This is a genomic window from Aliivibrio kagoshimensis (assembly GCF_050337105.1).
Classification (GTDB): Bacteria; Pseudomonadota; Gammaproteobacteria; order Enterobacterales; family Vibrionaceae; genus Aliivibrio_A; species Aliivibrio_A kagoshimensis.
On sequence record NZ_JAKJSQ010000004.1, the window covers coordinates 149,266 to 174,985 of the forward strand.

At 43.1% G+C, this 25,720-nt stretch carries 21 protein-coding genes; 20 read left to right on the top strand and 1 reads right to left on the bottom strand.

Features of this window, described 5'->3' with window-relative positions; all coding sequences use genetic code 11:
- The first annotated feature begins 15 nt into the window (after positions 1 to 15).
- From L4C32_RS02480 to L4C32_RS02575, 20 genes are all read left to right on the top strand, one after another.
- Positions 16 to 372: a CidA/LrgA family protein gene (locus L4C32_RS02480; protein ID WP_428195268.1), complete on the top strand. Its 357-nt coding sequence runs from the start codon at positions 16 to 18 to the stop codon at positions 370 to 372.
- A 1-nt stretch (position 373) separates the two neighbouring features.
- Positions 374 to 1,057, top strand: a complete 684-nt coding sequence (locus L4C32_RS02485; protein ID WP_428195269.1) for an LrgB family protein — start codon at positions 374 to 376, stop codon at positions 1,055 to 1,057.
- 164 nt (positions 1,058 to 1,221) lie between these two features.
- Entirely contained in the window at positions 1,222 to 2,133 is a 912-nt protein-coding gene (gene cdd, locus L4C32_RS02490; RefSeq protein WP_428195270.1) for a cytidine deaminase, read from the top strand.
- A 168-nt stretch (positions 2,134 to 2,301) separates the two neighbouring features.
- Positions 2,302 to 3,477, top strand: coding sequence for a formate-dependent phosphoribosylglycinamide formyltransferase (gene purT / locus L4C32_RS02495; RefSeq protein ID WP_428195271.1), 1,176 nt, complete (start codon positions 2,302 to 2,304; stop codon positions 3,475 to 3,477).
- Positions 3,478 to 3,609: 132 nt separating this feature from the next.
- On the top strand, positions 3,610 to 4,611 hold the full coding sequence (locus tag L4C32_RS02500; protein WP_428195272.1) for a glycosyltransferase family 4 protein: 1,002 nt from the start codon (positions 3,610 to 3,612) through the stop codon (positions 4,609 to 4,611).
- 138 nt (positions 4,612 to 4,749) lie between these two features.
- Positions 4,750 to 5,964, top strand: a complete 1,215-nt coding sequence (locus L4C32_RS02505; protein ID WP_428195273.1) for a glycosyltransferase — start codon at positions 4,750 to 4,752, stop codon at positions 5,962 to 5,964.
- 11 nt (positions 5,965 to 5,975) lie between these two features.
- Positions 5,976 to 7,130 carry a glycosyltransferase gene (locus tag L4C32_RS02510; protein WP_428195274.1) on the top strand — a complete coding sequence of 385 codons (1,155 nt, stop codon included), beginning with the start codon at positions 5,976 to 5,978 and terminating at the stop codon, positions 7,128 to 7,130.
- A complete protein-coding gene (locus tag L4C32_RS02515) occupies positions 7,096 to 8,592 on the top strand; it encodes a lipopolysaccharide biosynthesis protein (RefSeq protein WP_428195275.1) in 1,497 nt (498 codons plus the stop codon). Before L4C32_RS02510 ends, L4C32_RS02515 begins: the two co-directional genes overlap by 35 nt.
- A 1-nt stretch (position 8,593) precedes the next feature.
- Positions 8,594 to 9,967, top strand: a complete 1,374-nt coding sequence (locus tag L4C32_RS02520) for an O-antigen ligase family protein (RefSeq protein WP_428195276.1) — start codon at positions 8,594 to 8,596, stop codon at positions 9,965 to 9,967.
- Positions 9,968 to 10,117: 150 nt separating this feature from the next.
- Positions 10,118 to 11,299, top strand: a complete 1,182-nt coding sequence (locus L4C32_RS02525) for a glycosyltransferase family protein (RefSeq protein WP_428195277.1) — start codon at positions 10,118 to 10,120, stop codon at positions 11,297 to 11,299.
- A complete protein-coding gene (locus tag L4C32_RS02530; RefSeq protein ID WP_428195278.1) occupies positions 11,296 to 12,750 on the top strand; it encodes a GumC family protein in 1,455 nt (484 codons plus the stop codon). Before L4C32_RS02525 ends, L4C32_RS02530 begins: the two co-directional genes overlap by 4 nt.
- Positions 12,751 to 12,927: 177 nt before the next feature.
- Positions 12,928 to 14,043 (top strand): glycosyltransferase, encoded by a 1,116-nt coding sequence (locus tag L4C32_RS02535; RefSeq protein WP_428195279.1) that lies wholly within the window; start codon positions 12,928 to 12,930, stop codon positions 14,041 to 14,043.
- 11 nt (positions 14,044 to 14,054) lie between these two features.
- Positions 14,055 to 15,260 (top strand): glycosyltransferase family 2 protein, encoded by a 1,206-nt coding sequence (locus L4C32_RS02540; protein ID WP_428195280.1) that lies wholly within the window; start codon positions 14,055 to 14,057, stop codon positions 15,258 to 15,260.
- Between the two features lie 19 nt (positions 15,261 to 15,279).
- A complete protein-coding gene (locus L4C32_RS02545) occupies positions 15,280 to 15,927 on the top strand; it encodes a sugar transferase (RefSeq protein ID WP_428195297.1) in 648 nt (215 codons plus the stop codon).
- Between the two features lie 159 nt (positions 15,928 to 16,086).
- Positions 16,087 to 16,410 (top strand): STAS domain-containing protein, encoded by a 324-nt coding sequence (locus L4C32_RS02550; RefSeq protein WP_428195281.1) that lies wholly within the window; start codon positions 16,087 to 16,089, stop codon positions 16,408 to 16,410.
- Positions 16,411 to 16,419: 9 nt separating this feature from the next.
- Complete coding sequence (locus L4C32_RS02555) at positions 16,420 to 17,205, top strand: OmpA family protein (protein WP_428195282.1); 786 nt, start codon at positions 16,420 to 16,422, stop codon at positions 17,203 to 17,205.
- Positions 17,198 to 19,291: an SLBB domain-containing protein gene (locus L4C32_RS02560; protein ID WP_428195283.1), complete on the top strand. Its 2,094-nt coding sequence runs from the start codon at positions 17,198 to 17,200 to the stop codon at positions 19,289 to 19,291. Before L4C32_RS02555 ends, L4C32_RS02560 begins: the two co-directional genes overlap by 8 nt.
- Before the next feature lie 25 nt (positions 19,292 to 19,316).
- Positions 19,317 to 20,048: a tyrosine-protein kinase family protein gene (locus L4C32_RS02565; RefSeq protein ID WP_428195284.1), complete on the top strand. Its 732-nt coding sequence runs from the start codon at positions 19,317 to 19,319 to the stop codon at positions 20,046 to 20,048.
- A gap of 24 nt (positions 20,049 to 20,072) precedes the next feature.
- Entirely contained in the window at positions 20,073 to 23,444 is a 3,372-nt protein-coding gene (locus tag L4C32_RS02570; protein ID WP_428195285.1) for a PAS domain S-box protein, read from the top strand.
- 12 nt (positions 23,445 to 23,456) lie between these two features.
- Positions 23,457 to 24,851 (top strand): sigma-54-dependent transcriptional regulator, encoded by a 1,395-nt coding sequence (locus L4C32_RS02575; RefSeq protein WP_428195286.1) that lies wholly within the window; start codon positions 23,457 to 23,459, stop codon positions 24,849 to 24,851.
- 2 nt (positions 24,852 to 24,853) lie between these two features.
- Here the strand turns inward: L4C32_RS02575 and L4C32_RS02580 are convergent, their stop codons facing one another.
- Complete coding sequence (locus L4C32_RS02580) at positions 24,854 to 25,501, bottom strand: thiopurine S-methyltransferase (protein ID WP_428195298.1); 648 nt, start codon at positions 25,499 to 25,501, stop codon at positions 24,854 to 24,856.
- Positions 25,502 to 25,720 lie beyond the last annotated feature (219 nt).

Sequence of the window (25,720 nt, forward strand, 5' to 3'; positions counted from 1 at the left end):
CGATAAGAGTTTGCTGTGATTATAGTTAAGTATCTGCGTTCCTTTGCCATCGTGATGGCTTGCCTTCTTGTGGGCAATTATCTTCAAAATGTTACCGGATTGGCCATATCCGGTAGCATCATCGGTATGTTACTCCTGTTTCTCTTTTTAGCATCAGGGATCGTCAAACCAAGTTGGGCTAAAGAGAGCTCGGTATTGTTGGTTCGAAGTATGATGCTGTTATTCATTCCAGTCTCTGTTGGTTTGATTGACCACCTGGATCTGTTACAACAAAATGCGCTCTCAATATTAGTGAGCACCGCTGGTGGCACTTTAATCATGATTGTGTTTTTAGCCCTACTGATTCAAAAACTCGAAGGGGGCAGTAAGTAACATGTGGATCATACTCACTCTGGTTGTATTTTATCTCGCTCGTGCTTTTGCCCGTAAATACCCACACCCACTTAATAGTGCGTTTTTGATAAGCATGTTCATCATTATTCCAACCTTGTTGTTATTGGACATTCCTTACGATACGTACTTTAGGGATAATTACCCTATCCACTATCTGTTGCAACCTGCTGTGGTGGCTCTGGCTTATCCATTGTATGAACAGCTTCCCGCTATTCGTGCGCACTGGAAATTGATCCTATTTACCTGCACAGTTGGCTGTTTTATGTCGATGTTGGTTTCTGGTGTGATTGCTATACTGCTTGGTGCCGAGATGCACCTTGTGGCAGCTATCTTGCCTAAATCAGTCACTACTCCTATCTCAATGGCCATTGCTGAACAGTTAGGGGGAGAGCCTGCCATTGCTTCTATTCTAGTTATCATTGCTGGTGTTACCGGATCAATATTCGCCTACCCAATCTATAAAGCGATCAATATCAACAACTCGGTGGCTAAAGGAATCACCATGGGCTGTGTTTCTCATGGGTTAGGAACCGCTAAATCCGTTGAAGTACATGCTAAAGACGGTGCATTCAGTTCTTTAGCTATGGTGATCTGCGGTGTCATTACCTCTTTAATTGCACCAGTGATTTTTTCACTGTTAACCCTCATGAATCAATACCTATGAATGACATCTATGAGGAATTAAATTCATAAGGTGCAAATTGTTTGCGCTATATCTCTCATTTGTAGATATTCAATGCAACAACAATCACTTATATGTGACGTGCGTCACTGGAATATTGAAACTCTGTGGTTACACTGTTTCTCCATATTCAAAAGGACGCCGTTATGTCTGTATCACAACAATCTACTCTTCATCAACGTCTTAACGATGCGGTTGCTGCGCTTCCTAGCTCCATTCAAGCTTCTGTTTCTGCCATTGTTCTTAGTGCCGAGTTTCGCTCGGTGATCACCAAAGCACAGTTTCAGCAGCTACTGAATGAAAGTGGTTTGCCTGACCGAGACTTGCGTTTGGCCATGCTTCCATTGGCTGCCGCTTATTCTGTGGCTCCTATTTCCAATTTCTATGTAGGAGCCATTGCGCGTGGCTTATCTGGCAACCTCTATTTTGGTGCCAATATGGAAATTCTAGGGTTGCAGTTAGGTCAAACGGTCCATGCCGAGCAATCTGCTATCAGTTACGCCTGGGTGAATGGTGAAACGGGCATCTCGGATATGACCATCAATTTTAGTCCTTGCGGCCATTGCCGCCAATTCATGAACGAACTGAGTACAGCATCAGAGCTCACCATACAGTTGCCTGAACGTGAGCAAAAAACCTTACAAGCTTATCTTCCTGAATCTTTTGGCCCTTCTGACCTCGACATAACGACACCATTAATGGCGACGGTTGATCACCAGTTGACTTGTCAAAGTGATCATCCATTGATAATCGCCGCGCTTTCTGCCACCAATAAGAGTCATGCCCCATACAGTCACAACGTCAGTGGCGTGGCAATTGAAACCGCTGACGGCCAGATCTTCATGGGGATGTACGCAGAAAATGCAGCATTCAACCCAAGCTTACCACCTCTACAAGTGGCCTTGGTGAATATGAATATGTCAGGAAGCTCTTTCAATAATATCCGTGCCGTCGCACTGGTTGAACGTACCAATGCTGCTGTTAGCCACCTCGTTGACACCCAAGGCACACTCGAGGCAATAAACCCAGATATTGAAATGGAGTATCTTACTCTTTAAAAATGTTTAATAGTTTGTAGGTGCTGTTGCACAGTTTGGCCAGTAATGTTGAGTTGCTGGTCTTTTTTTTGAAATTTAACGCAATCGATTGCGTCCTTAAAAAAATGCCGTATTATTTGCCTCCACTTCTTGAATTCAACACATTTTATTTATCTATATAGGTTTTATATGTTTGGTACAGCAACATCAACGGATGCAACCCGGGTTTTACTTCTAGGATCAGGCGAACTGGGTAAAGAGGTGGCTATCGAATGTCAACGTCTCGGTCTTGAAGTCATTGCCGTTGATCGTTATGAGAATGCCCCAGCAATGCAAGTAGCACATCGAAGCTATGTTTTGGATATGTTAGATGGTGAAGCATTAGAACGCTTAATCGCTGCAGAGAAGCCGCATTATGTCGTGCCCGAAATTGAAGCCATTGCTACCGCCTCTCTGCTTAAAATGGAACAACAAGGTGTCAACATTGTACCCACTGCACGTGCGACTCAACTTACCATGAACCGTGAGGGAATTCGTCGCCTAGCAGCTGAAGAACTCAATATTCCTACTTCTGCTTATCAGTTTGCTGACAACTTTGATGACTTTACCGCTGCGGTTCAATCTGTAGGGACTCCTTGCGTCGTAAAACCAGTCATGAGTTCATCGGGGAAAGGACAGAGTGTCATTAAAACTCAAGCCGATATTCAAACGGCTTGGGACTACGCACAAGAAGGCGGGCGTACAGGCGCTGGTCGTGTCATTGTTGAAGGGTTTATTGATTTTGATTATGAAATCTCTCTGCTTACCGTCAGCGCCGTGGATGGTATTCATTTCTGTGCGCCAATCGGCCACCGCCAAGAGGGCGGTGATTACAGAGAGTCATGGCAACCACAAGCCATGACAGAAGTTGCATTACAACATGCTCAACAAGCGGCTGAAAAAGTAGTCAACGCCTTGGGTGGATATGGGTTGTTTGGGGTTGAGCTATTTATTAAAGGTGACAACATCTATTTTAACGAAGTCTCCCCTCGCCCACACGATACTGGTTTGGTGACGTTAATATCTCAAGAACTGTCTGAATTTGCACTTCATGTTCGTGCATTTACTGGATTGCCTATCAACTCAGTAGTGCAGTACGGACCGAGTGCTTCTGCCGTTATTATGGGTGATGGTACATCAACCAATATTCAATTTGAGGGTGTTGCCAAGGCGCTGGCGCAGCCGCAAACTCAAGTTCGGCTGTTTGGTAAACCAGATATCGATGGTTGCCGCCGTTTAGGTGTCTCTATTACTCGCCGTCAAGATATTGATAGCGCAGTGAAGGATGCTATCAGCAGTGCCCATCAAGTGAGCATCCGCTATTAATCACTAACTGTTTGTTTCATTGGTAAAGTCAGCCTTGTTGCTGACTTTTTTGGTCTCGCTGGCCATAAATATTAGAAAATGGCATCAATTATGCTGGGTTTTTAACCAAGGTAATAACAGCGGGACAGTATCATGAAACAGACAATATGGTTATTAATCGACAGTAGACACTTCGGCGGCATCGAGAGTCATATCCTTCAATTGGCAAAAGCGTTGCAGCAAGAGCAACACCCAGTCCACATCATTTTCTTAAAAAAATACCCTGAAAAACATCCCCTTGCCACTGCACTTTCCAAAGCTGGCCTGCCATACATTTCACTTCACAACACCTTTTCTGGCCTTAATCAGCTGCTTAAAAGTTCACCTCCATCCATTATGCATACACATGGTTACAAAGCGGGCATTGTGGGTCGACTCATGGGAATTATCCACTCTGTGCCAGTGATCAGTAGCTTCCACGCTGGCGAAAATAAACAAGGAAAATTAGCCATTTACGATCTTATTGATCGCTACAGCTCTTTTTTATCCACTCAAAGGATTGCCGTCAGTGAGCCCATTGCTCACTCCGTTCCATTTAAAACGACAGTGATCAATAATTTCCTTTCCAATGTTAAACAACCCATCAGTCAAGGTGGCAATGTGGCGTTTGTTGGCCGCTTAAGTTACGAAAAAGGCGCCGACCGGATTTTGACATTAGCCAAAAATATGCCGCAAACTCACTTTGATATTTATGGTGACGGCCCTGAAAGAGAGATGCTACAACATGCAGCGACCGACAACGTTACTTTTCACGGTCAGCAAGATATGAGTAAACAGTGGTCGAATGTTGGTGTACTTCTCATGCCTTCTCGCTTTGAAGGATTGCCGATGGCGGCGATTGAAGCGATGGCTAGAGGCATTCCCGTGATCGGTTTTAATGTTGGCTCCCTCAACAAATTGATTAAGAACGAAAATAATGGCTGGTTGATCCCTGACCAGCGGGTGCTGTTATTTCAAGATGCCCTTTTTGCTTATCTGAATCAATTACCGACTCAGCGACGCCAATATCAACAAGCTGCTCAAAAGACCGTTCGTCAGGGTTTTTCTGATCAGGCGATTTTGCCTCAACTGCTTAACCTATATCGAGTGGCGTAATCGTTTAATGCGATGCAATTTGCAATTTTTAATTCAATATTCATAAGGTAATAACCCTAAGACACTGGAAAATAACGAAAACAATTATGGCCTCACTCTTGCTGTCTTTTTAGTAACACTTTCAGTAGGACAATGGTTATGATTAGACAGAGAAAGAAAGCGATCTTATTCATACATTTTGGTGAGAACTGGATTCGCGGAAGTGAACGCTGCCTACTTGATTTAATGCAGCATCTACCTGCTCACTTTCAACCCATTTTATGGTGCAATCAAGAGAAAATGCAGCAAGAGGCCAAAGCACTTGGCATAAAGACATATCGAAGCAACCTCTCTTCATTGCACCTTATTCAAAACGTCTTAATGGGCTGTGACATTGTTCGTCAACACAGAATCCGCTTGGTTCACGCCAATAATGCCGCTCCTGTTTGGCTTTCAACCCTATTAGCACGTAACTTCCATCTTCCTATGATGGTTCACTTACACTCTTTATATCCACTTTATCAACGTTGGATGTTTGGCCTTCCACTTGTCAGCATGGCAGTCGGAGTAAGTGACGCTGTCACCACTCAGCTCCTCGACGATGGTTTCTCACCGAACCACGTCACTAAAATCAGTAATGGCATCGATACTCAACTTCTCGAGTTTCAACGCTCTACCCCACTGAAGAAATCTTTGGGTCTTAAACAGTCAGACTATTTAATGGTGACGGTCGGATCGTTAATTCATCGTAAAGGCGTCGATAACCTGCTCCATGTTCTCTATCTTTTTGCCCAAGAGGGTCGCCCCATACATTTAGCTATACTAGGTGAAGGCCCCGATAAGAAAAAGTTGATGAATTTGAGTAAAAAGCTGGGTATTAGTAAACGCGTTCATTTTTGTGGTGAACAGACCCAAGTGGTTGCACAGATGAAAAATAGTGCAGACCTTTTTGTGTCGGCAACACGTGAAGATGTCTTCGGTTTAGTGTTTACCGAAGCTGGCGTGGCAAAACTGCCCGTTGTAGCTCCCGATGTGGGTGGTATCAGCGAAGTGGTTAACCACGAGCATAATGGATTACTCTATAAAGAAGGGGATATTAAACAGCTATATCAAAGCATCAAACGCTGTTATCTCAATCCAGAGTTTAGCCGTAGTCTTGCCCATGCAGGGTATCGACGTGCGCATCAGTATTTCGATATACATAGAAACGCTTCAAAGATGTGTGCGGTGTACTCTCAGCTGTTAGCCCCACAATATCGTCAAACCGCATTCAACTTTGTGCCTAAATTTCATCAAGTAACCACTGCATTTCGCCGTGCAACGCAAGTGCTACTCAGACTGACTTTTCCCCAGAGCCAACCTTCTAATAAATAGAGGTGTTCGTTATGAAACGTACTAAGATTTTGATTTTTGACCCCATTAATTCACAAGGTGGTTCTAAAATTGCCACCGCCCATTTTCTTGATTGTTTGCCTAATAGTTATCACTGTTATGTGTTGACCAGTTACCCTGAACATTGGCAGACCTTCACCGAAAATAGAGACAATTGCCATACCGTTTCACTGTGGCAATTCAGCCGATTACTTAATAGTGAATCGGGCTACTGGTATCTGGTTCGCCATTTTTTAATGGCACTTCAATTACTATTATTACGCATAACTACAGGGCCTTTTCAACTCGCTATTGGTGCGTCATGTCCATCGGTCGACTTTGCGCTCCATATGGCAAAATACGGTCGCCTTTTCCCTGTATTGCAGCTTATTCATGGTCCGATAGCCAAATCAAAACTGGTCGCTAGAGCACTCATCGCTTCCGATTTAGTCTTCTTCTTGCCATCAGCTCAATCCTCTATTGCGCGTTGTTTATCTAGTGTTCTTGATGACAGTGAGATCAATGACCTGTTTACCCAAGACCGTTACCAGATCATGATCAATGGTTTGCCTAGCCATCATTGGCCACAACCCTACAAACATGACCAAACAAGCATGTCTGTGTTGTGGGCAGCGTCGCTGCTCAAATGGAAAGGTCTCTCCCTTTTGTTACTTGCCCTAGAGAATATGCCAAGGCGCATCTCGACTTCGGTCTGTTACATTCGACCAAAATCAACCCCTCTTGACACGGATGTCGCCCCTCAAGATATTGAGAACATTACTTGGTACGACAATCCTGAAGCGTATGACCAAATACGTTCTCAACACTCAATATTTGTCTCGACCAGCACTTCTGAGCCCTTCGGACTCTCTATTTTAGAAGCGATGGCTGCTGGATTATGTCCGGTGATCCCTGCCGATGATGCATGGTGGGATAGGCAGTTAGTCGATGGCTACCACTGCTTAAAGTATACACCTGGTGATTTTGTTGACCTCGCTTGTAAGCTGCAATCATTACAACATAACCCTGATTTGGCTCACCTATTAGGTAAACGGGCAATGGTAATGGCCAAATCTGCTTATACCACAGAGCACTGTTACCACCACCTAATTGAAAAAGTGACCGAAATCAGCTATGCAGAACACAGCGGTACTGAACGTTATGTTTAGCCCAAAGCGACCTATCAGCCTGTTGCTTAGTCTGAAGCGCAATCTTGCTTTGCAACAGACTCTCTATTTTGGTGCCAGTATCGCACTGATGAAAGGCGTGTCGTTATTGATGCTCCCTTGGTTAGCCACACAGCTCTCACAGATTGAGTTTGGTCAACTGGAGACATTAACGGTACTGGCGATTTTAGGCAGTATTGTGTTCGCCGCCGGGCTTGAGCAGACCCTCTATAAATACGTTGGGTTTGCAGAGTCAGATGAGGATAAGCGGCAAGTTGCCGCTACTCTTTATGGGTTGTGTCTCTGTGTGTTTTTATTAGTGTGCTTCTCTTTTCCTCTTCTCACTCAACTTTCTCAGTGGTTGCTTCCTGGTAGTGCTGACAAGCTGCATATTCAATTGATTATCGCTCAAGTGGCTTTAGAGTCCTGCATTGCCGTCCCACTGGGCTGGTTGAGACTCAACGATCGAGCCAACCTCTTCTTTCTTTTTACTGCTGGTAGAGCGGTTCTTCACGCCATGCTCACCATTCTATTTATGCATGTTATTGGTGGCATAACCGCGGTGCTAGTAGCCGGATTAATTGCGGCGGTCCTCCAAGCTGTTGGTTTAGCCATTTTGCAATTCCGCACCAGTGGCATTACCTTAGACACACATACCCTGAAGCCAATTATTCTCTACGCGTTGCCTGTTATTGGTAGTGGTTTAGCAAACTTTCCTTTAATGGGGTTAGATCGCTGGTTGATTGCTGCCTACAGTCAATTGGATCTGCTTGCCAGCTTCGCGGTTGCCGCTAAATTCTCTTTGGGTGCCGTACTGCTGCTGCAACCTTTTACCATGTGGTGGGCCCCTAAACGCTTTACAGTACTTGCTAGCCCAGGAGGACATAAAAAAGCACTGCAGGTCCAGCTTGCTGGTTTGTCATTAATGCTGTTTATCTGTATGCAGATTGCTCTATTCTCTCCTGTTGTTATCGCCTGGCTGTTTCCACCTCAGTATGCTTTAGCCGCCGATTTCATTCCTCTTTTCTTGCTTATCATGTTGTTTAAAGAGGCCACTGAACTGGTCAATATTGGCTGTTTTTGTCAACACTCCACCACCCATCAATTTTACATTAACCTTAGTGCCTCCCTGTGCGGCAGTTCGTTGATGTGGGTGAGTGCAGCGTGGATTGCTAGCGACGCACTCTCGGTGGTTTATTGGGTATTAGTCGGCTTATTAGTGGCTCAGTGCATGCGGGTTATGTTGTTCTACTATTTCAGTCAACGATTTTTACCTTTGCCGTACCCATTACGTAGAGTGGTGATTGCCTCGCTATTAGGCATTAGTTTTATCATGTATACGCCTCACATTGAGGCAATGTCAATGGTGCTTATTTTCTCATTATCTCTTTTGACCCTCTTTTCATTTCTTGCTTGGTCATCAATACAAAAACGCCTTGGTACCACCATTAGTCAGGAGCAGTAAAATGGGAAAACATCACTATTTCCTTACTTTCAGCTGCTGCTTATTTGTCTCTGCCGGCTGGTTCCTACTTCCTAATCCCTACATGGTAGTTGTCGTCGCACTGTTGCCGTTGGCGTTTCTGTTTACCATTAACGCCACCTTTTTATTGATCACCCTCTTTGTGGTGTTCTCTTTCTTTCGCATTCACGAAGCGTTGCCTTTTCTTTACTCTTTAAAAATCCCGTTGATGCTCTCTCTCGGTTCAATGTGTGCATTGCTGTGGCATTTAGTGGTAACGAAAAAGATTGATATTTATTGGACGCATGAACAGACCGTGATGTCTCTGTTTTTTATTTTGGTTGCCATTGGCGTGGTCATGGCGGGAAATCGTCCGGTGGCGTTAACCTATTTCACCGCTATCTACTGGAAAATCGCTCTGATGTCGTTTGCGATACTACTACTCACTCGTGAACAACAACATTTTGCGTATTCAGCCAGAATTTATGTCATTTCAGGGAGCTTGGTCGCGGTAGTGGCTTTAATGAACAAGGTGTCTGGAATTGGTCTGGTAGAAGGGAGTCGCGTTACCATAGGAAGAGACTTTGGGTCAGTGCTTGGCGATCCGAACGATCTCTCTTTGGTATTAATGTTCCCTGCTGCATTTGCAACCAGTTTACTCCTCTCTCCACGTATGACTCCTCTCTCTAGGCTACTAGGTGGCATTGGTATCATCTTAATCTTGTTGGCGATATTAGCGACTCAGAGTCGGGGGGGCATGTTAGGCATTTTGGCTGTCTTTGCTGTTTTTGCTTATCGAAATATAAAATCAAAAGCCCTACTTATTTCATTAGGTATGGTCGTGGCCGCTGGTATGTTTGTCATGGCCCAAATGTCTGAGCGCAGTTTTGGAGGCAATACTGAAGTCGGAGTTGATGAGTCATCTATGGGCCGTCTTTATGCGTGGCAGGCCGCATTTAGAATGGCCGTTGATAACCCATTAACGGGCGTGGGTATTGATAATTTTTACTACAACTATTTCTACTACAGCGCCCATTGGGATGGACTCAACCATGCGGTTCACAGTACCTGGTTTGGAATTTTGGCTGAAACGGGATTTTTAGGATTATTGGTATTTATCTACCTTATCGCCGTTCTGATTTCCTCTTGTCGTCGTTCATTATCCCTAATCGAAAAAAACCGCGCCACAGTGCCTGCTGATATCTACATGTCTGCACAAGCTCTATTAGCTGGACTGGCAGGGACCGTCGTATCCGGAACATTTTTAACTCAAGGCTTCACTTGGCCAATCTACATTTTAGCTGCCCTTGTGATTGCTTTAGGACAGTGGTGCCGCACCCATATTCGTTCTACCAGCCGTACCGGTCGTTGTGCATAATGCAAATTTCACTCTCACTTTGCGAATTGTTACCTTTCAAGCTCACTTTCCCTTGAGGATTTACTGGTAAGCCATTGATTTATCCAGCTGTAAACTGGCTCATTTCATGCAATACCCAAAGGGAACTGTAATGATTAAATGGGATGACTTATGCAGACTAACAATCAAAATCAACGTTCAATGCTTGTGTTTGGAGAAGATTGGGGCGGACTGCCAAGCAGCACTCAACACTTAATCAGTCAACTGATCTCACACCATGATTACCATATTGATTGGGTCAATTCGATTGGCCTACGTCGCCCTAAGATCACCGCTAGAGATGCGAAACGTCTCGTCCGAAAGGTCGTCGCAATGTTCCCTTCAAATCGTGTGAAGCCTATTAAACACCAAACTGACAACAGCGGGCCATCGAATCTGATTTATCCAAAGACCTTACCGGCACCACAATCAAGGCCCATACGAAAATTGGCTGCGCACCTACTCTCTAAACAGATCTCGAACCAAACCTCAATTGATACAGAGACACTTATTTGGACCTCTCTGCCTACCGCCATTGACACCATTTTGGCCCTCCCTTCAAAAGGGGTGATTTACTACGCTGGTGATGACTTTGCCGCATTAACTGGCGTCGACCATCAAACGGTTATCGCCAGAGAAAAATTATTACTCGAAAAAGCAGATTTAGTGATTGCTGCCAGTGTCGCTATCTACCATCTTTTGGTTCAGCGCTGCGGTTGTAATAAAAAGATTCGGTTATTACCTCACGGCGTTAATTGTAAAGAGTTTATGACCCCGGCAAGCAGAGCATTAGATCTTCCCAATGATGGGCAGCCGATCGCTGGCTTCTATGGCTCCATTTCGAGTTGGTTAGATCAAGCTCTCCTCAGTGAAGTGATGGCAAGGTTGCCCAATTGGCATTTTGTTTTTATTGGCAATATTGAAACGGATATTACCCGATTACGTCGTTTACCTAATTTCATTTGGCTTGGCAGTAAACCTCATAACCAACTTGCTTGTTACAGTCAGCACTGGACCGCATCGCTGCTTCCCTTTATTGATAACCAGCAGATTAGGGCATGCAACCCACTAAAACTCCAGGAGTATATTCTGGTCGGAAAACCAATCATCTCCACCCCATTTCCTGCTTTGCAGCCCTATAAAACAGGCGTTACCCAAGTTAGAAGCCCAGATCAAATGGTATTAGCTCTTAAAGCCGCACAAGACTCATCGACACACATATCTTTAGCGCTACGTTCTCTTCAACGTCAAGTAGAGAAACAGAGCTGGCAGGAAAAAGCGATAACACTTCAACACTGGTTAGGTGATTTATGAGTACTCCAAAGAGCAGCTTATCGGCACGACTCTATCTGTTTATGTGTGGGGCGTGGCGTCAAAGGTACACCTTAGTCATCAGTATACTTTTAATGCCAATATTAAGCATTGTGGCTGCTACTTTGACGCCAAAAAATTACCAATCACACACCAGTATGTTGATTCAAGAGACATCAAAAATGAATCCATTTTTACAGGATTTTTCTGTCTCTGCCATGCTAAAGGAGCGTATGGCGGCGTTACAAACACTGCTTCACAGTCGACATATTCTCGGTGCAGTAGCTAAAGAACGTGGATTTATTACTGATAACTCTTCAGCTCAAGAGTATGAGCAGGCTATCAACAAACTCTCTCAATCCCTTACTTTAACGATGGCGGGCAAAGACTTAATACGTATTGACGTTGAAGCCAGTACCCCAGATGGCATCAAAGAGACACTCAGTGTTATTAGCCACCACTTTATTGATCAGCTTTTGGCTCCAGAGCGCTCATCTATGAAAGACTCGACTCAATTTTTAGCCACACTGCTTAAAGAGCGTGAGGCCGATTTGGTCATTTCGGAACAGCGCCTCGCTGACTACAAGAATCGGAACGCGACAGAGCTGCCTGAATTGCACTCAAGTAATGTTTCTCGATTAACTCAGTTACAAAAAGTACTGGCCGAAAAAGAGTCAGAACTGGCTGGAGCGAAAAAAAATCTTGGCGGTTTAAACCTACAACTGTCAAAAACCAATCCGGTCATTGGCCGCTTAGAAGAGCAGATCGTTAATCTTAAATCCCAATTGGCTATTCTAAGAGCAAGTTACACAGATGGTCACAGTAGAGTTCAAGGCATATTACGTCAGCTCACTATGTTAGAGAACGAACGCCAACAGTCGCTGAGCCAAGATAATCATACTATCGACAGCGATCAGTTATGGGATATTGCTAATACCGTTTCAATTGATAGTGACAGCAAGCAATCGCAGCCTTTGTTAATTTCCCAGCTGGAAAACCTGCAATTGGCCAGAAGTAAAGTAAGCAGTTTACAAGAGGAAGTGAAGCGATTGAAAGAGCTGCTCACACCACTGCTTAAGCAAATCAATCAATTTGGTGAACATGAACGCCTGTTGGTTCAACTTGAGCGTGACATTTCGGTGAAGCGTGAGCTTTACAATGACCTTGCCAAACGTTTTGAAATGGCAAAAATTACTAGCTCCTTGGGTGATTATGAACAAGAGAAGCGCATCAAAATCATTGATCTTCCTTTTACTCCAAGTGTGCCTACCAATTTATCGTTGTTGACCTACTTAATACTTGGTCTCTTTTCAGGGGCCGCGCTTGGTTCTGGGCTTGCCCTGTTAATTGAACTATCCGATTCAACCATTCGCCGCAAATCTCAGATTCTTAACATTGCTGGTACACCGACACTGGCTCGAATTCCTCCAATTCAGGCCCAAGTTTCTTCTTAACGAGATGGGAGTCAATATCAGCTTGCAATCTGCTTTGCAAGCTGCAATCCCAAACTCAGAAAACCCTACAAATACGCATTCACCCACAATAAATCAGTGACTTATACATGGCACGCTCTATGCAATTCTATTGTTATTAACTCCCTAAATTATTTTATCTCTACAGAGGGTACTCGTATGAAATCACCATGTATCGTTGAAGTGATTCAACACTTAAAGCCTGGCGGTATTGAGAGTTTAGTTTTAGATTTAAACCACTTTATCTCCAAAGATCATCAAACTTACATTGTCTGTTTAGAAGGCAGTTTTGAAGAGAGCTTAACGTATTGGCCAAAACTCGAAAACATCAAAGAGCGTCTTATTTTTCTTAATAAACCGGCTAAATTTGATACTAGTCTGTTCTTCAAGCTCGCAGTATTGTTTAAACAACTTAGAGCAACTGCAGTACATACCCACCACATTGGCCCTCTTTTTTATGCCGGGGTTGCAGCTAGAATGGCCATGATTTCAACCTTGGTTCATACCGAACACGACTCATGGTACTTACGTGATGACCACCAGAGAAACATTCAACAAAAGCTCTATTTTTGGTTAAAACCAACGGTTGTCGCTGACGCTCATGCCGTATCAGAAGACATTGAAAAATATCTTAACTATTCAGGTTCCACCATCATTCACAATGGGATTGATACTCATAAATTTACGCTAGGTAACCAACAGAAGGCACGTCAACAGTTTGAGTTACCTGACAATTGCTACATTGTTGGTTCGAGTGGCCGTTTAGAACCAGAGAAAGGCCATCATATTCTCATTGATGCCATGACTAGACTGCCTAAGCATATTATTTTAGTCATCGCTGGATTCGGTTCTCAATACCTCAAACTTAAGCAGAAAATCTTTGAGTTAGAGCTTCACAACCAAGTTTTTCTTCTTGGTCGCGTGAAAGATATGCCAAGTTTCTATCATGCCATCGACCTCTTCTGTCTTCCCTCACTGGAAGAGGGAATGCCCCTAGCACCACTAGAAGCACAATCTTGCGGGGTCCCTGTTGTACTGACCACCGCAGGCGGCAGCCAGGAAGCGCTCTGCCCTATCACTGGAACCTTAGTTCCCAAAGGGAGCAGTCGCGCGCTAGCCAGTAGTATCTTAGACGCTTCTATGTGCAGTCAGAAAGCTGAGCCCTCACGTCAATTCATTCTAGAGAATGCGGATATCTACCAGACGGTGAATGCCTATCTATCTCTGTTCGGACACACTACACCGATTCCACCACGTCTTAAGCATAGCGCTTAAGTATTGAGGTTATGATGATGAATTATCTCTTCTATTCAACTGAGTATGGTTATTTGCCACTGTTCACATTGGTTGCAATGGCTACCATTGTGTATCACCATGTAGGCTACCCCGTGCTGCTTAAATTTTGGGGGAAGAAGAAAAACACACAAAAAAACAAACCCATTAAATCGTGTCACTTACCGTCCATCAGCATCATCATGCCCGCTTATAATGAGCAAGCTTACATAGAGGCGAAAATCTACAACTTGGGCAGCCTGAATTATCCAAGTAATAAACTAACCATCTATATTGTTTGCGATGGATGTAGCGACCTTACTTTCTTCAAAGCAAAACGTGCACTAAAGCAGCCTGAAAATCGGCATCTACACGTCGAACTAATCAACCTAGAAAAGAACATTGGTAAAGTAGCAATCATTAATAACATGATGGAAAAAGTAGAGAGTGATTGGGTCGCATTAACCGATGTATCAGCCCTAATTTCAATCGATGCTTTTTTGATAGCCTCGCAACATATGCACCGTGCCGATCCTGCTGAGAAACCAATCGGGGTGATTTGCAGCCACTATCAAGTCATTAATCCAGGCTCTACTGGCGAAGAGGTTTACTGGCAATATCAGTGCAATATCAAACAACGTGAAGCTAATATTGAATCGACTCTTGGTGCCCATGGTGCACTCTATCTGTTTAAAAGCGAACTCTATACTCCATTGAGTGAAACCATCATCAATGATGATTTCGTATTGCCTATGCAGATTGTTGCCAAGGGATATCGCAATATTTACCTACCAAACATGAATGCGATTGAACTTGAAAAAGCCAGTGATGAACAAGATAGCCATCGTCGCCGTCGTATTTCAGCAGGGAATATTCAACAACTATTAACGCTATACAGGATATTATTAGGTCAAGCTGGTGCGCGGGTGGCTATCATCTTTATCTCTGGTAAATATTTACGCGTTTTAATGCCACTCTTTATGATTTTCTGTTTGATTTCAAATGGATTTTTGTATGACTGCAATCTCTTTTTTACTGTACTTCTCATCTTGCAACTGACTGCTTACCTCTGTGCATTGGTTGGTTACCTATGGGGTAAACAATCACCCTTTATTTTTAAAACAGCGCAATACATTGTCAGTGGTCACCTATCAAATCTACTCGGTGCGATGGAATACCTTCGCTCTCGTGAAACTCACTTTATTCAAAAAAATAGCTAACGAGGTATATCCTATGGACATGAACAGACAATACTGTAGCTACATCGACCCAAATGTCATCGCCTGTAAACGAGTGATGGATATGGTTCTCTCGTCAGTTGGACTGCTGCTTTTTATGCCGCTTTTACCGTTTATTGCCTTAGCGATCAAACTTGATTCTAAGGGGCCTGTGTTTTTTCACCAAACACGAATTGGTCGAACGGAAGGTGATCATACACATTTGTTTAATATGATTAAATTGCGAACCATGGTCAATGATGCAGAGAGAAAGACAGGGGCCGTTTGGGCGGTAAAAAACGACCCAAGAATCACCTCTGTGGGTATGTTTTTACGTAAGACGCGGCTTGATGAGTTTCCGCAACTGATCAATGTATTGATGGGGGATATGTCCATCATTGGCCCTCGTCCTGAACGCCCGGGGTTGTATGGCAAACTTGAGAAAGAGATCCCCTACTTTGCCGAAAGAACCTACAACGTGGTGCCAGGTATCACTGGGCTTGCCCAAGTCAGTCAAGGGTATGACACCTGTATTGAAGACGTTCGATCTAAGTTAACCTTTGACCACTCATACGCGCTCAATCTAACCTCTATCACCCTATGGCTTAAAATGGATCTCTTTATCTCAATTAAAACATTACGCATTATGGTAACGGCTCAAGGTCAATAAGCTTTCTTTTTCTTTCTCAATTTGCAACTTGCTATGCAGGTTGCAATTTTTTTATCTTCATAATCAGAATAAATAATTTTAACCTCATTAAATCAATGACTTATTTTCGGCACGATTACTGCTCTATTAATAATGAAACCAATCATTGAGGGAAATATTATGAACATGATTCTACGAGATACACACAATAGCAATCAGATAGTTGCCGGGCTTAATGGCGATTTTGACTCCCTTAATATCACAGAGGTAAGAGAGGAGTTAGAACAGACCATCATGAACTCAGCAGCAGACAACGTTGTTCTTGATTTAAGTAATGTAGATTTTATTGATTCATCAGGTATCGGTGCCATCGTCTTCCTTTACAAAAGACTACACGGCAGTCAGCGTCATCTCGAGCTTATTGGGGCGAAAGGTCAACCAAAGCAACTGCTCGAATTACTTCGCATCTCACAAGCTATTCCTGTTACTTGGGCTGCAGAGTAAGGAGTGACTATGAAAAAGGTTAATCTGCTTTATCTCACTATCACCCTGTTAACCGGATGTGTTAGTTGGCCTGAGGCTGGAAAAGGTGGTGCAGGAGAGTTTAGCATCTCTCAAGTTGCACCAGTTGAAGCCGATCAACCTGTCTCTGCAAGTCACGGTTTGCGTTTTGATTACGAGCTGCAACGCCAGTTTTTAGTGATGCTTGTGATGAACGGCGCTCAAGCGTGTTTCCCTGCAACCGTTTCACAATTGAAACAACGTGAAAACCGTATTGCTCGAGAATTACAAGCTGAGATGTTATTTGATGCGGCAAATACACTACTGGTTCAACGTCAACAAACTGAACAACTTGAAAAACAGCTCACCGCCGTCAATAGTGAAGGTGACTGTTCCATTGCGCATATTGGGAGCTCATCTGCCACTCAAATGGCCTCTACCATCGAAAACCTACTGAATTCTGATAATCAATTTAGCAGTAACTCTAGTGAGCTCAACCCTAAATACATAGGTCGATTAGCCGAAGCAGTTGCCCTTTTAAAACTGCAACCCAACTATCAATTGCAAATCTACGGCCACACCGATGCAACCGGCAGCAGTGAATATAACAACATTCTCTCTGAGGCCCGTGCTAAGCAAGTGGCGAGATACTTACAAATACTAGGATTGAACCCTAAACAGTTTGAAATTGTTGCCATGGGTGAGAACGAGTTACTGTTTGAAGACAGCAGCCCACAAAATCGTTTAGTCAATCGAAGAGTGAGCATTACCCTAAAAGAGGGACAGAACAATGAGTAAATACCTATTGTTGACCATTTACCTATTGAGTGCGACTTGTTACGCCAATGCCGATATCAAAGTACAAGTTGGCGATCTTATCCGTGTTGCGCTTCCCGGTGAAGCGTCTCTTAATGGCGAATTTGCTGTTGACAAACGTGGCCGTGTTATTTTACCTGAAGTAGGCGCTATTGAGGTGGCGAATCTGAGTGAACAGGAGATGAAAATAACCATCACCAAAGAGCTTCGCAAGGTTTTTCAGGACTTATCTAATTTAAATGTCTACATTCACGAACGCCGCCTGTTGATCTATGTGTATGGTTATGTAGAGAACCCAGGGCCCGTCGTACTGCCAAACAGTGCCAATATACAGATGGCGCTCCGAGAAGCAGGTGGACTACGAATTGGCGCTCAATTGGATAAACTTCAACTGCACAGAGAGCAAAAAACAACTGTATTTGACTATAAAGCCTATCTCAATTCAGGTAGTAATCGTACGCTTCCAGAGCTTCGTTCATTGGATACCCTTTTTATCCCATCGTCTCCTATCACCGGTAACATTGAGGTGGAATTTGATCCCGCTAAACAGAGTGTCGCGGGGGATGCGTCAGAGTCAAAATTAGCGGTTAAAATTTTTGGTGAAGTTAACAGTCCCGGTCTGTTCTCTTATAAAGAAGGAAGTACACTCATTGATGTCTTGATGCTCTCTGGAGGGGTCACCCGATATGCTGGGGTCGAGCAGATCAGAGTGATTAATAACAATGTGCCATCCACGTTTAATCTAAAACGGTATTTAGACACAGGAAACGCCGAATTACTGCCAAGTTTGCAACAAGGGGCCACGGTTTTTGTCCCTCGCCAAGAGGAGGAGATAAAAGCGGGCTCAAACACCGTGTACGTCATGGGAGAAGTATTTAAGCCTGGAGCCTACGAGGGAAAAGCTGGCGCAACCTTTATGGATGTACTGGCCAATGCGGGTGGTCCAACCCGATTCGCCGAGAGTAGACAGATAAAAATCATCAAATCAAGTGGTAAGGTTATCCCTTTTGATATGACGGCTTATGCAGACGGTACTGTCACTAATATCCCCTCTATTGGACCGGGTGATGCGATATTCATCCCTGAAAAAACAGACATTAACGAAAAGTCTTGGTTAAAAATCTCACCCAACAGAGCCGTTAATGTGATTGGTGAAGTTGAAAAGCCAGGTCGCTACGAATGGTCAAATGAGATGAGCCTACTTGATCTGCTTGCGCATGCCGGAGGCCCAACGTCAAAAGCGGACACCAGCACCATTGAGATGTTGATTCCTCAAGGTAAACAGCAACAAAAAGTCATTTTTAATCTCGACAGCTACATCAAATCGTCTGGTCAATCTCAAGCTCTACCTACCATCATCGCGGGTACCGTGATTCGAGTACATGAACTGCCATTAGACCCAATGGACAATAAATCGCAATGGGTACGTCAATCTGCGGATAAGTCTATCTATATATTTGGTCAAGTTGGCTCACCGGGGCGTTACCGTTTCACTAACGATATGTCATTTTTGGATCTGCTCTCTGCCGCAGATGGTCCTACTCAGAACGCTGATATTCGCAACATTCGTGTGAGTCATCGAGGTGAAGTAAAAGCCAAAGTCAGTAAACTGGATTTGGCCATGTATTTTGAAACTGGCGATGAGAACTTACTTCCTGATATCAAAACTGGGGACAGTATCTACATCCCAGAAAAAGACAGAATGTGGTTAAGTCAATCAAAAGAGACCACCATTCGTGTGCTTGGCGCAGTCAATAGTCCTGGTCGTTATCAATTTAATGACACCATGACCATTTTGGATCTACTGGCAGAAGCAGGTGGCCCTACAGATAACGCCTATTTAGAAAAAATAACAGTCGTTAATGTCTCTTGTTGTAAAGACCAAGCCACCAGCTTTGATCTTTTAGAGTTTAGCCGTACTGCCAACTTTACTAAGCTGCCACTGATTCGAGTGGGCGACACTATCTACATTCCTAATAAAGATGACAGCTCATTGGTCAAAGCAAGAGAGAGCCTAACCGACATATTCCAGATGGTCTCTATTGCTGTGCTACTTGGACTTTTGTAAACCATGACCACATTTGGAGGCAGACATGAACATGGACACGGTTGAATACAGTGTTGCTGACCAGTTACAGCGATATCAGGAGATGGCACAAATCTATTTTCAGATGTGTCGCCAAAATATACGCTCTATGGCGGTAATGAGCACTTCTGAAGGAGAAGGTTGCAGCACGTTGCTGGCAGCGTTGGCTCAACGAAACCTGTTAAATGGTCGCTCAACACTGATCGTTGATTTAAACCTCTATCACCCCAGTATTGAACCAATTTTAGCGGTTGATACCATTGTTAATGATAAGGAAACCCAGCAAATATCCTTAGTTAATATGAAACATAGCTCAAGTGTTTTTACTAGTATCAGCATCTCTGATAGTCAAAATAAGTTAATGAAATGTTCAGGTTCATTGCAGAGTCAAATCGAACTATGGTTGACGAAATTCGACACGGTTTTGATTGATGCAGGGGCCATAAACCAGTTTAACCAACAGAACTTACCAGCCGAACAGATAGCTGCAGCCTGCGATAGTTCCATTTTGGTTGTACTTGCAGGCACCACTACTGAGGAGATGTTGCAGTCGGCCATCAACCGTCTTAATGAAACTAAAGTCAGCCTTCTTGGGGTGGTAATTAATGATAAAGATAACCCAAAATTGATTGATGAGTTATGCCGAAAAATACGACAACTAGAAAAGTTTGCACCTACACTTATAAGTAGGATTTGCACAAAACTTAAGGCTATTCACCTGTTTAATGTAGAAGTGTAAAGTAAATTCACATGGAGGCATGCGATGGGATTACGAGTTAAAACCCTCTCTACCATTGCAATAGTAGAAGTGGTTCTATTAGTGCTATTGATTGGTGCCAGTCTGTTTGCTCTGCAGAAATACCATCAAACCAAATTAGCAAAACACGCTGAATATACCGGCAACCTATTAGCGGCAGCGGCGTGTGAATCTCTGGTTAAAAACAATACCACTAAGCTCGACAAACTGCTTAACACCGTGATTAAAGACAAAGACCTGATTCATGTCAGCATCACTGGTATCAATAATGTGATGGTTGAACAGAGCAGAGTGCATTCCCATCAAATAAATAAAGAAAACCTCTACACCATCGAAGTGCCGATCAACGAAGGAGATGAATATTTCGGTAATGTCAAAATGACCTTCGAGATAGGATCTATTGCACATATTCTTCAAGAAGTTAAAAGTTGGGGACTGGCACTAATTGTGATTAAACTGCTATGCATTACTTTCCTTATTTACCTATTAAGTACTTGGCTTAACCGTCAACTCTATAGCTTAAAACATGGCGTAAACATGATCAGTAATATGGGGCCAGGTCATCAGATTGAAGTGAATGACAACAGTGACATCAACCATATCGTCCTTGCCTTTAACCAGATGTCACGCCATCTTGCTCAGTCGCATCAAAATCTAAATGATTCCATAAAAGATCAAAAACAGATCGCCTCGTTAGCCTGTAAAAGCACCACTCTTTACAAAGCGATCCTCTCCTCTTCTTTAGATGGCATCATCACCATAGATAATCGAAATAAAGTAATTGAATTCAACAATAAAGCAGAGGAGATCTTTGGTTGGAATCAATCTGAATTATTAGGCTCTTCAATCATTGAAAAACGGTTAATACCAGCCTATAACAGTCTTTTTGAAAAGCATTCAAACCAATACGTTACCAACGAGAAAAACTATGATTTTGACCAGATATTCATTTGGAAAGCCCGTCATAAAAATGGACACCTCATTCCTATCGAAGTGGTTATCTCCCCTATTCAGTTAGGTGATGACACGTTATTCACCGCTTTTATTCGTGACATACGACCAAAACTCTATGCTGAGCAAGAGATGCGTCTTGCGGCCCACGCTTTTGACTCAATAGAAGCGATGTTTATTACTGACAAAGAAGGCTTTATTCTTCGCACAAATCCCGCATTTACTCAAGTGACTGGTTTTAGTAATGAAGAGGTATTAAGACAGAAACCGAGTATTCTCGCTTCAGGTCAGCATGATGACAGTTTCTACAAAGAGATGTGGGAGGTCTTATTACTGACAAACCAGTGGCAAGGTGAAATCATCAATAAGAGAAAAAATGGCGAACTCTACCCACAACACTTGTGCATTAGCGCCGTGAAAGATGAAAAGAATAGAGTTACTCACTATGTCGCTCACTTTGTTGATATCAGTGAGCAAAAGAAGAATGAACAGCAGCTCAAACAAGCGAGCCAAAATGCCGAACTTGCGAACCAAGCCAAAAGCCGCTTTCTTGCAACCATGAGCCACGAAATACGCTCCCCGTTAAATGCGATTATCGCCATGACGGATATGTTGTTAGAGTCGCCATTAAACAATGAACAAAAAGAGTTGGCTCAAGTCGCTTCTCAAGGTGGACATACTCTCATCACCTTAATCAACAACATACTGGATTTTAGTAAAATTGAGTCTGACCACTTAATTCTCCAAGAAGACTGGTTCAGCTTACACCAAACTGCGGAAGCCGTGGTTAGCCTATTTTCACTTCAGGCCCAGCAGAAAAACATCTCCGTCAATTTGGTCCTCGACCCACATTTGAACCAGAGCTATTTTGGTGACCCGCTCAGAGTGAGTCAAATCTTGATTAATATATTAAGCAATGCCATCAAGTTTACTGAGCAGGGTGGCATAGAGATGTTCATTCGCCTTAACCTAACAAATGGCATTGAAATTACCATTTCTGATACTGGTATTGGAATTAGCGAAGAGGATCAGAAAATGATATTTGCTGAATTCATTCAAGCTGATAGTAATAACAACCGCCGTTTTTCAGGAAGTGGCTTAGGGCTAGCAATCAGTAAACGTCTTATCGAACTGATGAACGGTAAGATTACCGTCAATAGTAAAGAAGGCCTGGGATCTACATTCAATATTTGGCTCCCGATTCTTCCTGCAGCTCACTCAGAACATATCGTCACTGATGAACAGCTCTCAGCCATACAGGACATTGCTTATTTTCACTCAATTGATAATGAAATATTCAGTTCAGCCCTAAAAAAGCAACTCTCTCTACTCGGGATTTCCCTTCACAGCATCGAAGAAATTGACGCTTCCTCAACCACACAATCAATCATTTTCATTGATAATGATAGCAGTGGCTACCGCTGTGAAGAGTTTATAGACTTACCTAAAGAGACATTTAAATTCATTAATTTATTACCTATTGAAAAACAGAGCATCTATCAAACTTTAAAACCAAAAGGTTACGATGGTTATTTGACAACCCCTATTAAACTTGACTCTTTAATGCAGTTGCTTACCGCAGACCGCTGTCATAGAGAGCAGCTGTCTCTGTATGGGCAAAAGCGTGAACCGCGACAAATTGAACCTAATACCGCACCGCCTTGTGATCAACCAAGCATACTGCTGGTAGAAGATAGCCCAACTAATCAAGCGGTTGCCAATGCACTGCTAAAGTGCATCAGCAGCAACATCACTATTGCCGAAAATGGAAAATACGCCGTTGAATTTGCTAAACAGCAAAAGTTTGATCTGATATTAATGGACTTAGCAATGCCCGTTATGGATGGGATAGAAGCGACTAAGCTCATTCGAAGCGGCGCAGGATTAAACCATCAGACTGCGATTATTGCAATGACTGCCAATGCCTTTACCGAAGATAAAAAGGAGTGTTTAGACTCTGGCATGGACGATTTCTTAACTAAACCATTAGACAAAGATCTATTTAGGAGCAGTGTGAATAAATGGCTGAACACCACCACGACAGAAGCGACCTCACAAATTGTGCTTGAACACACCATTTCTCGTTCACAACCTATACTTAATGAAGCCGTAATAGAACAGTTGCTTAAAGATATTCCTAAACCCATTTTAACTGACATTTTAGACACATTTCATGAAGAGACGTTAAAACGAACAACCGACATTGAAGCACTGCTCAATACTAAGGATTGGGACGGTCTGGAGACTGAGTTTCATACTTTAAAAAGCAGCGCAGGCAATGTCGGGTTAGCCGCCCTACAAGACGTTGCAAAAAAAATGGAGTATGAGTGCAGAGATTTCCGTTCCATGAGTGTGTCATTTTCCCATCTATCGATACTCATTAGTGAATCACTCACTGCCTTAAATCAACACAAAGAGAACATCTGACTGGAGTAGATTATGCCGACCTTACCAAAAGTACTATTAATTGAAGACAGTCCGTCATTAGCGTCTACTTATCAACACTATTTAGCCAATGAAGCGATTGTATTAACCGTAGTTACTAATGGAGAACAAGCAAAAGAGAGCATTCGTGTTCAGGTTCCTGACCTCATTCTGCTCGATTTAAAGTTGCCTGATATCTCAGGTCAAGAAGTATTGGTATGGATAAAAGAACACAAATACCCTAGTGCTGTCGTTGTCATGACCGCCTACAGTTCTATCGATATAGCCGTAGAGATAATGCAACTGGGCGCTCAAGATTTTTTGCAAAAACCGATTGATGCTGCACGTATCAGAACCACAGTTAAAAATGTATTAGAAAAACAGCGCTTAACCAACCTCATCACCGACATTCAAGATCTTGAACGCCGAAACTATCATGGCTTCATTGGTTCAAGCTTACCGATGCAAGCCGTGTATCGAATCATTGATGCCGCCTCCTCCAGTAAAGCAACTATTTTCATTACCGGTGAAAGTGGGACAGGAAAAGAAGTTTGTGCCAAAGCAATACATCAGCAAAGTCCACGAAGTAGTAAACCTTTCATCGCATTAAACTGTGGCGCTATCCCTAAAGATCTAATGGAGAGTGAAGTGTTCGGCCATATCAAGGGGTCATTTACTGGCGCGCTAAATGAACGACTAGGAGCAGCCAGTTTGGCTGATGGTGGCACCCTCTTTCTTGACGAAATATGCGAAATGGACTTGGATTTACAGACCAAATTATTGCGCTTTGTTCAATCTGGTACCTTTCAAAAAGTGGGCAGTGGTAAACAGGAACTGGTCGATATTAGAATCATATGTGCCACAAACAAAGATCCATTTGCTGAAGTTAATGCCGGAAATTTTAGAGAAGATCTCTACTACCGCCTTCATGTCGTTCCCATTCAACTGCCACCATTAAGGGAACGAGGTCATGATATTTTAGAGTTATCCAATGCTTTCCTTGAGCAGTTTAGTGGTGAAGAGCACCGTGATTTCAAACGCTTTAGCCCGGAGGTTGAACAACATTTCCTTAATTACCCTTGGCCGGGTAACATTCGTGAGTTGCAAAATACTATCCGCAACGTTGTCGTCCTTCATAACGAGCAACAGGTCGAGTTGTCTCACTTACCTATTCAGTGGCAACAGGAACAGCATTCAGTCACACCTCAGGTGGCGAATAAAGAATATAAGTATGAAACGGAAGGGGGGGAGATACGCAATAATAAAGTCATTCCCCTAGCGCAAGTTGAAAAAGAGGCCATCGAAGAAGCCATCGCACAATGTACAGGGAATATCCCTAAAGCCGCAGTACTGCTCGAGGTGAGTCCATCCACCATCTATCGAAAGAAGATGGTTTGGGATGAATTGTAACGTTAGTTCTTTTCGATGATCCAACCCTGTTCACTAAAACGGCTGAGCCCTTTTTTAATTTGAGGATGATTGGGCTCAGCGGCATCATCATACAACCTACGTACCTTACATCCTTCAAACAGCTGCTCTACCCTTGATTGATTTATTGCGTATGGCGGACCCATTTTTTCTGTTTGGTCATAATCTATAGTCATCAACAACATACGGCCACCTGGTGCTAATAAGCTCAATGTTCTTTCAACGTAACGATTTTGTAGCTCAGGAGGCAACGCAACAAGTGCTGCACGATCATAGATCAAATCAAAACTCTTTATTGGGGCATCAAAGTAGTCACCACTATAAATGGTAATTTCATCAAATTGGTACAATTGATGGTAGCTAGATAACGAAGTGACTGTCGGTGTATAAAGCTGTTCAGCAAAGAACGCTTTCACCGCAATGTCACTCAATTCAACACCAGTGACACTCTCATGCTTCATAGCCAGCCAGGTGAGATCCACACTTTTACCACACAGTGGCACCAACACTTTATCGTCTCTTTTGGGTTGCAGTGCACTCCAGTAGTTAACCAAATAAGGGTTCTCTTCATTAAGGTGAAATCCAATGTTATTTGCTGCCCACTTACTGTGCCAAAACTCGTGATTTTGCATCATACTCTCAATGTGTGACTGACTTTGGATCAATTATCCGTTTTTAATCTTGATTAGCAACTGTCTAATGCGATTAATAGTTTGTCATTAAACGAAGGCTTACCGCTATTAAAGTGTCGAAATTATTTACAACACCGCTCTCTATCTTTCACCACACCACAATTTAACAACTTGTTTATATTGATATATTTATCATGGTATGAAACATGCTAGTAATAC

What these genes read in the sequence shown, in the direction of transcription:
- L4C32_RS02560 (WP_428195283.1), top strand. Translation starts at nt 17,198, where the DNA reads ATGAGTAAATACCTATTGTTGACCATTTACCTATTGAGTGCGACTTGT.
- L4C32_RS02485 (WP_428195269.1), top strand. Translation starts at nt 374, where the DNA reads ATGTGGATCATACTCACTCTGGTTGTATTTTATCTCGCTCGTGCTTTT.
- L4C32_RS02505 (WP_428195273.1), top strand. Translation starts at nt 4,750, where the DNA reads ATGATTAGACAGAGAAAGAAAGCGATCTTATTCATACATTTTGGTGAG.
- L4C32_RS02500 (WP_428195272.1), top strand. Translation starts at nt 3,610, where the DNA reads ATGAAACAGACAATATGGTTATTAATCGACAGTAGACACTTCGGCGGC.
- L4C32_RS02550 (WP_428195281.1), top strand. Translation starts at nt 16,087, where the DNA reads ATGAACATGATTCTACGAGATACACACAATAGCAATCAGATAGTTGCC.
- purT (WP_428195271.1), top strand. Translation starts at nt 2,302, where the DNA reads ATGTTTGGTACAGCAACATCAACGGATGCAACCCGGGTTTTACTTCTA.
- L4C32_RS02545 (WP_428195297.1), top strand. Translation starts at nt 15,280, where the DNA reads ATGAACAGACAATACTGTAGCTACATCGACCCAAATGTCATCGCCTGT.
- L4C32_RS02565 (WP_428195284.1), top strand. Translation starts at nt 19,317, where the DNA reads ATGAACATGGACACGGTTGAATACAGTGTTGCTGACCAGTTACAGCGA.
- L4C32_RS02530 (WP_428195278.1), top strand. Translation starts at nt 11,296, where the DNA reads ATGAGTACTCCAAAGAGCAGCTTATCGGCACGACTCTATCTGTTTATG.
- L4C32_RS02540 (WP_428195280.1), top strand. Translation starts at nt 14,055, where the DNA reads ATGATGATGAATTATCTCTTCTATTCAACTGAGTATGGTTATTTGCCA.
- L4C32_RS02570 (WP_428195285.1), top strand. Translation starts at nt 20,073, where the DNA reads ATGGGATTACGAGTTAAAACCCTCTCTACCATTGCAATAGTAGAAGTG.
- L4C32_RS02520 (WP_428195276.1), top strand. Translation starts at nt 8,594, where the DNA reads ATGGGAAAACATCACTATTTCCTTACTTTCAGCTGCTGCTTATTTGTC.
- L4C32_RS02515 (WP_428195275.1), top strand. Translation starts at nt 7,096, where the DNA reads ATGCAGAACACAGCGGTACTGAACGTTATGTTTAGCCCAAAGCGACCT.
- L4C32_RS02510 (WP_428195274.1), top strand. Translation starts at nt 5,976, where the DNA reads ATGAAACGTACTAAGATTTTGATTTTTGACCCCATTAATTCACAAGGT.
- cdd (WP_428195270.1), top strand. Translation starts at nt 1,222, where the DNA reads ATGTCTGTATCACAACAATCTACTCTTCATCAACGTCTTAACGATGCG.
- L4C32_RS02535 (WP_428195279.1), top strand. Translation starts at nt 12,928, where the DNA reads ATGAAATCACCATGTATCGTTGAAGTGATTCAACACTTAAAGCCTGGC.
- L4C32_RS02555 (WP_428195282.1), top strand. Translation starts at nt 16,420, where the DNA reads ATGAAAAAGGTTAATCTGCTTTATCTCACTATCACCCTGTTAACCGGA.
- L4C32_RS02525 (WP_428195277.1), top strand. Translation starts at nt 10,118, where the DNA reads ATGCAGACTAACAATCAAAATCAACGTTCAATGCTTGTGTTTGGAGAA.
- L4C32_RS02575 (WP_428195286.1), top strand. Translation starts at nt 23,457, where the DNA reads ATGCCGACCTTACCAAAAGTACTATTAATTGAAGACAGTCCGTCATTA.
- L4C32_RS02580 (WP_428195298.1), bottom strand. Translation starts at nt 25,501, where the DNA reads ATGCAAAATCACGAGTTTTGGCACAGTAAGTGGGCAGCAAATAACATT.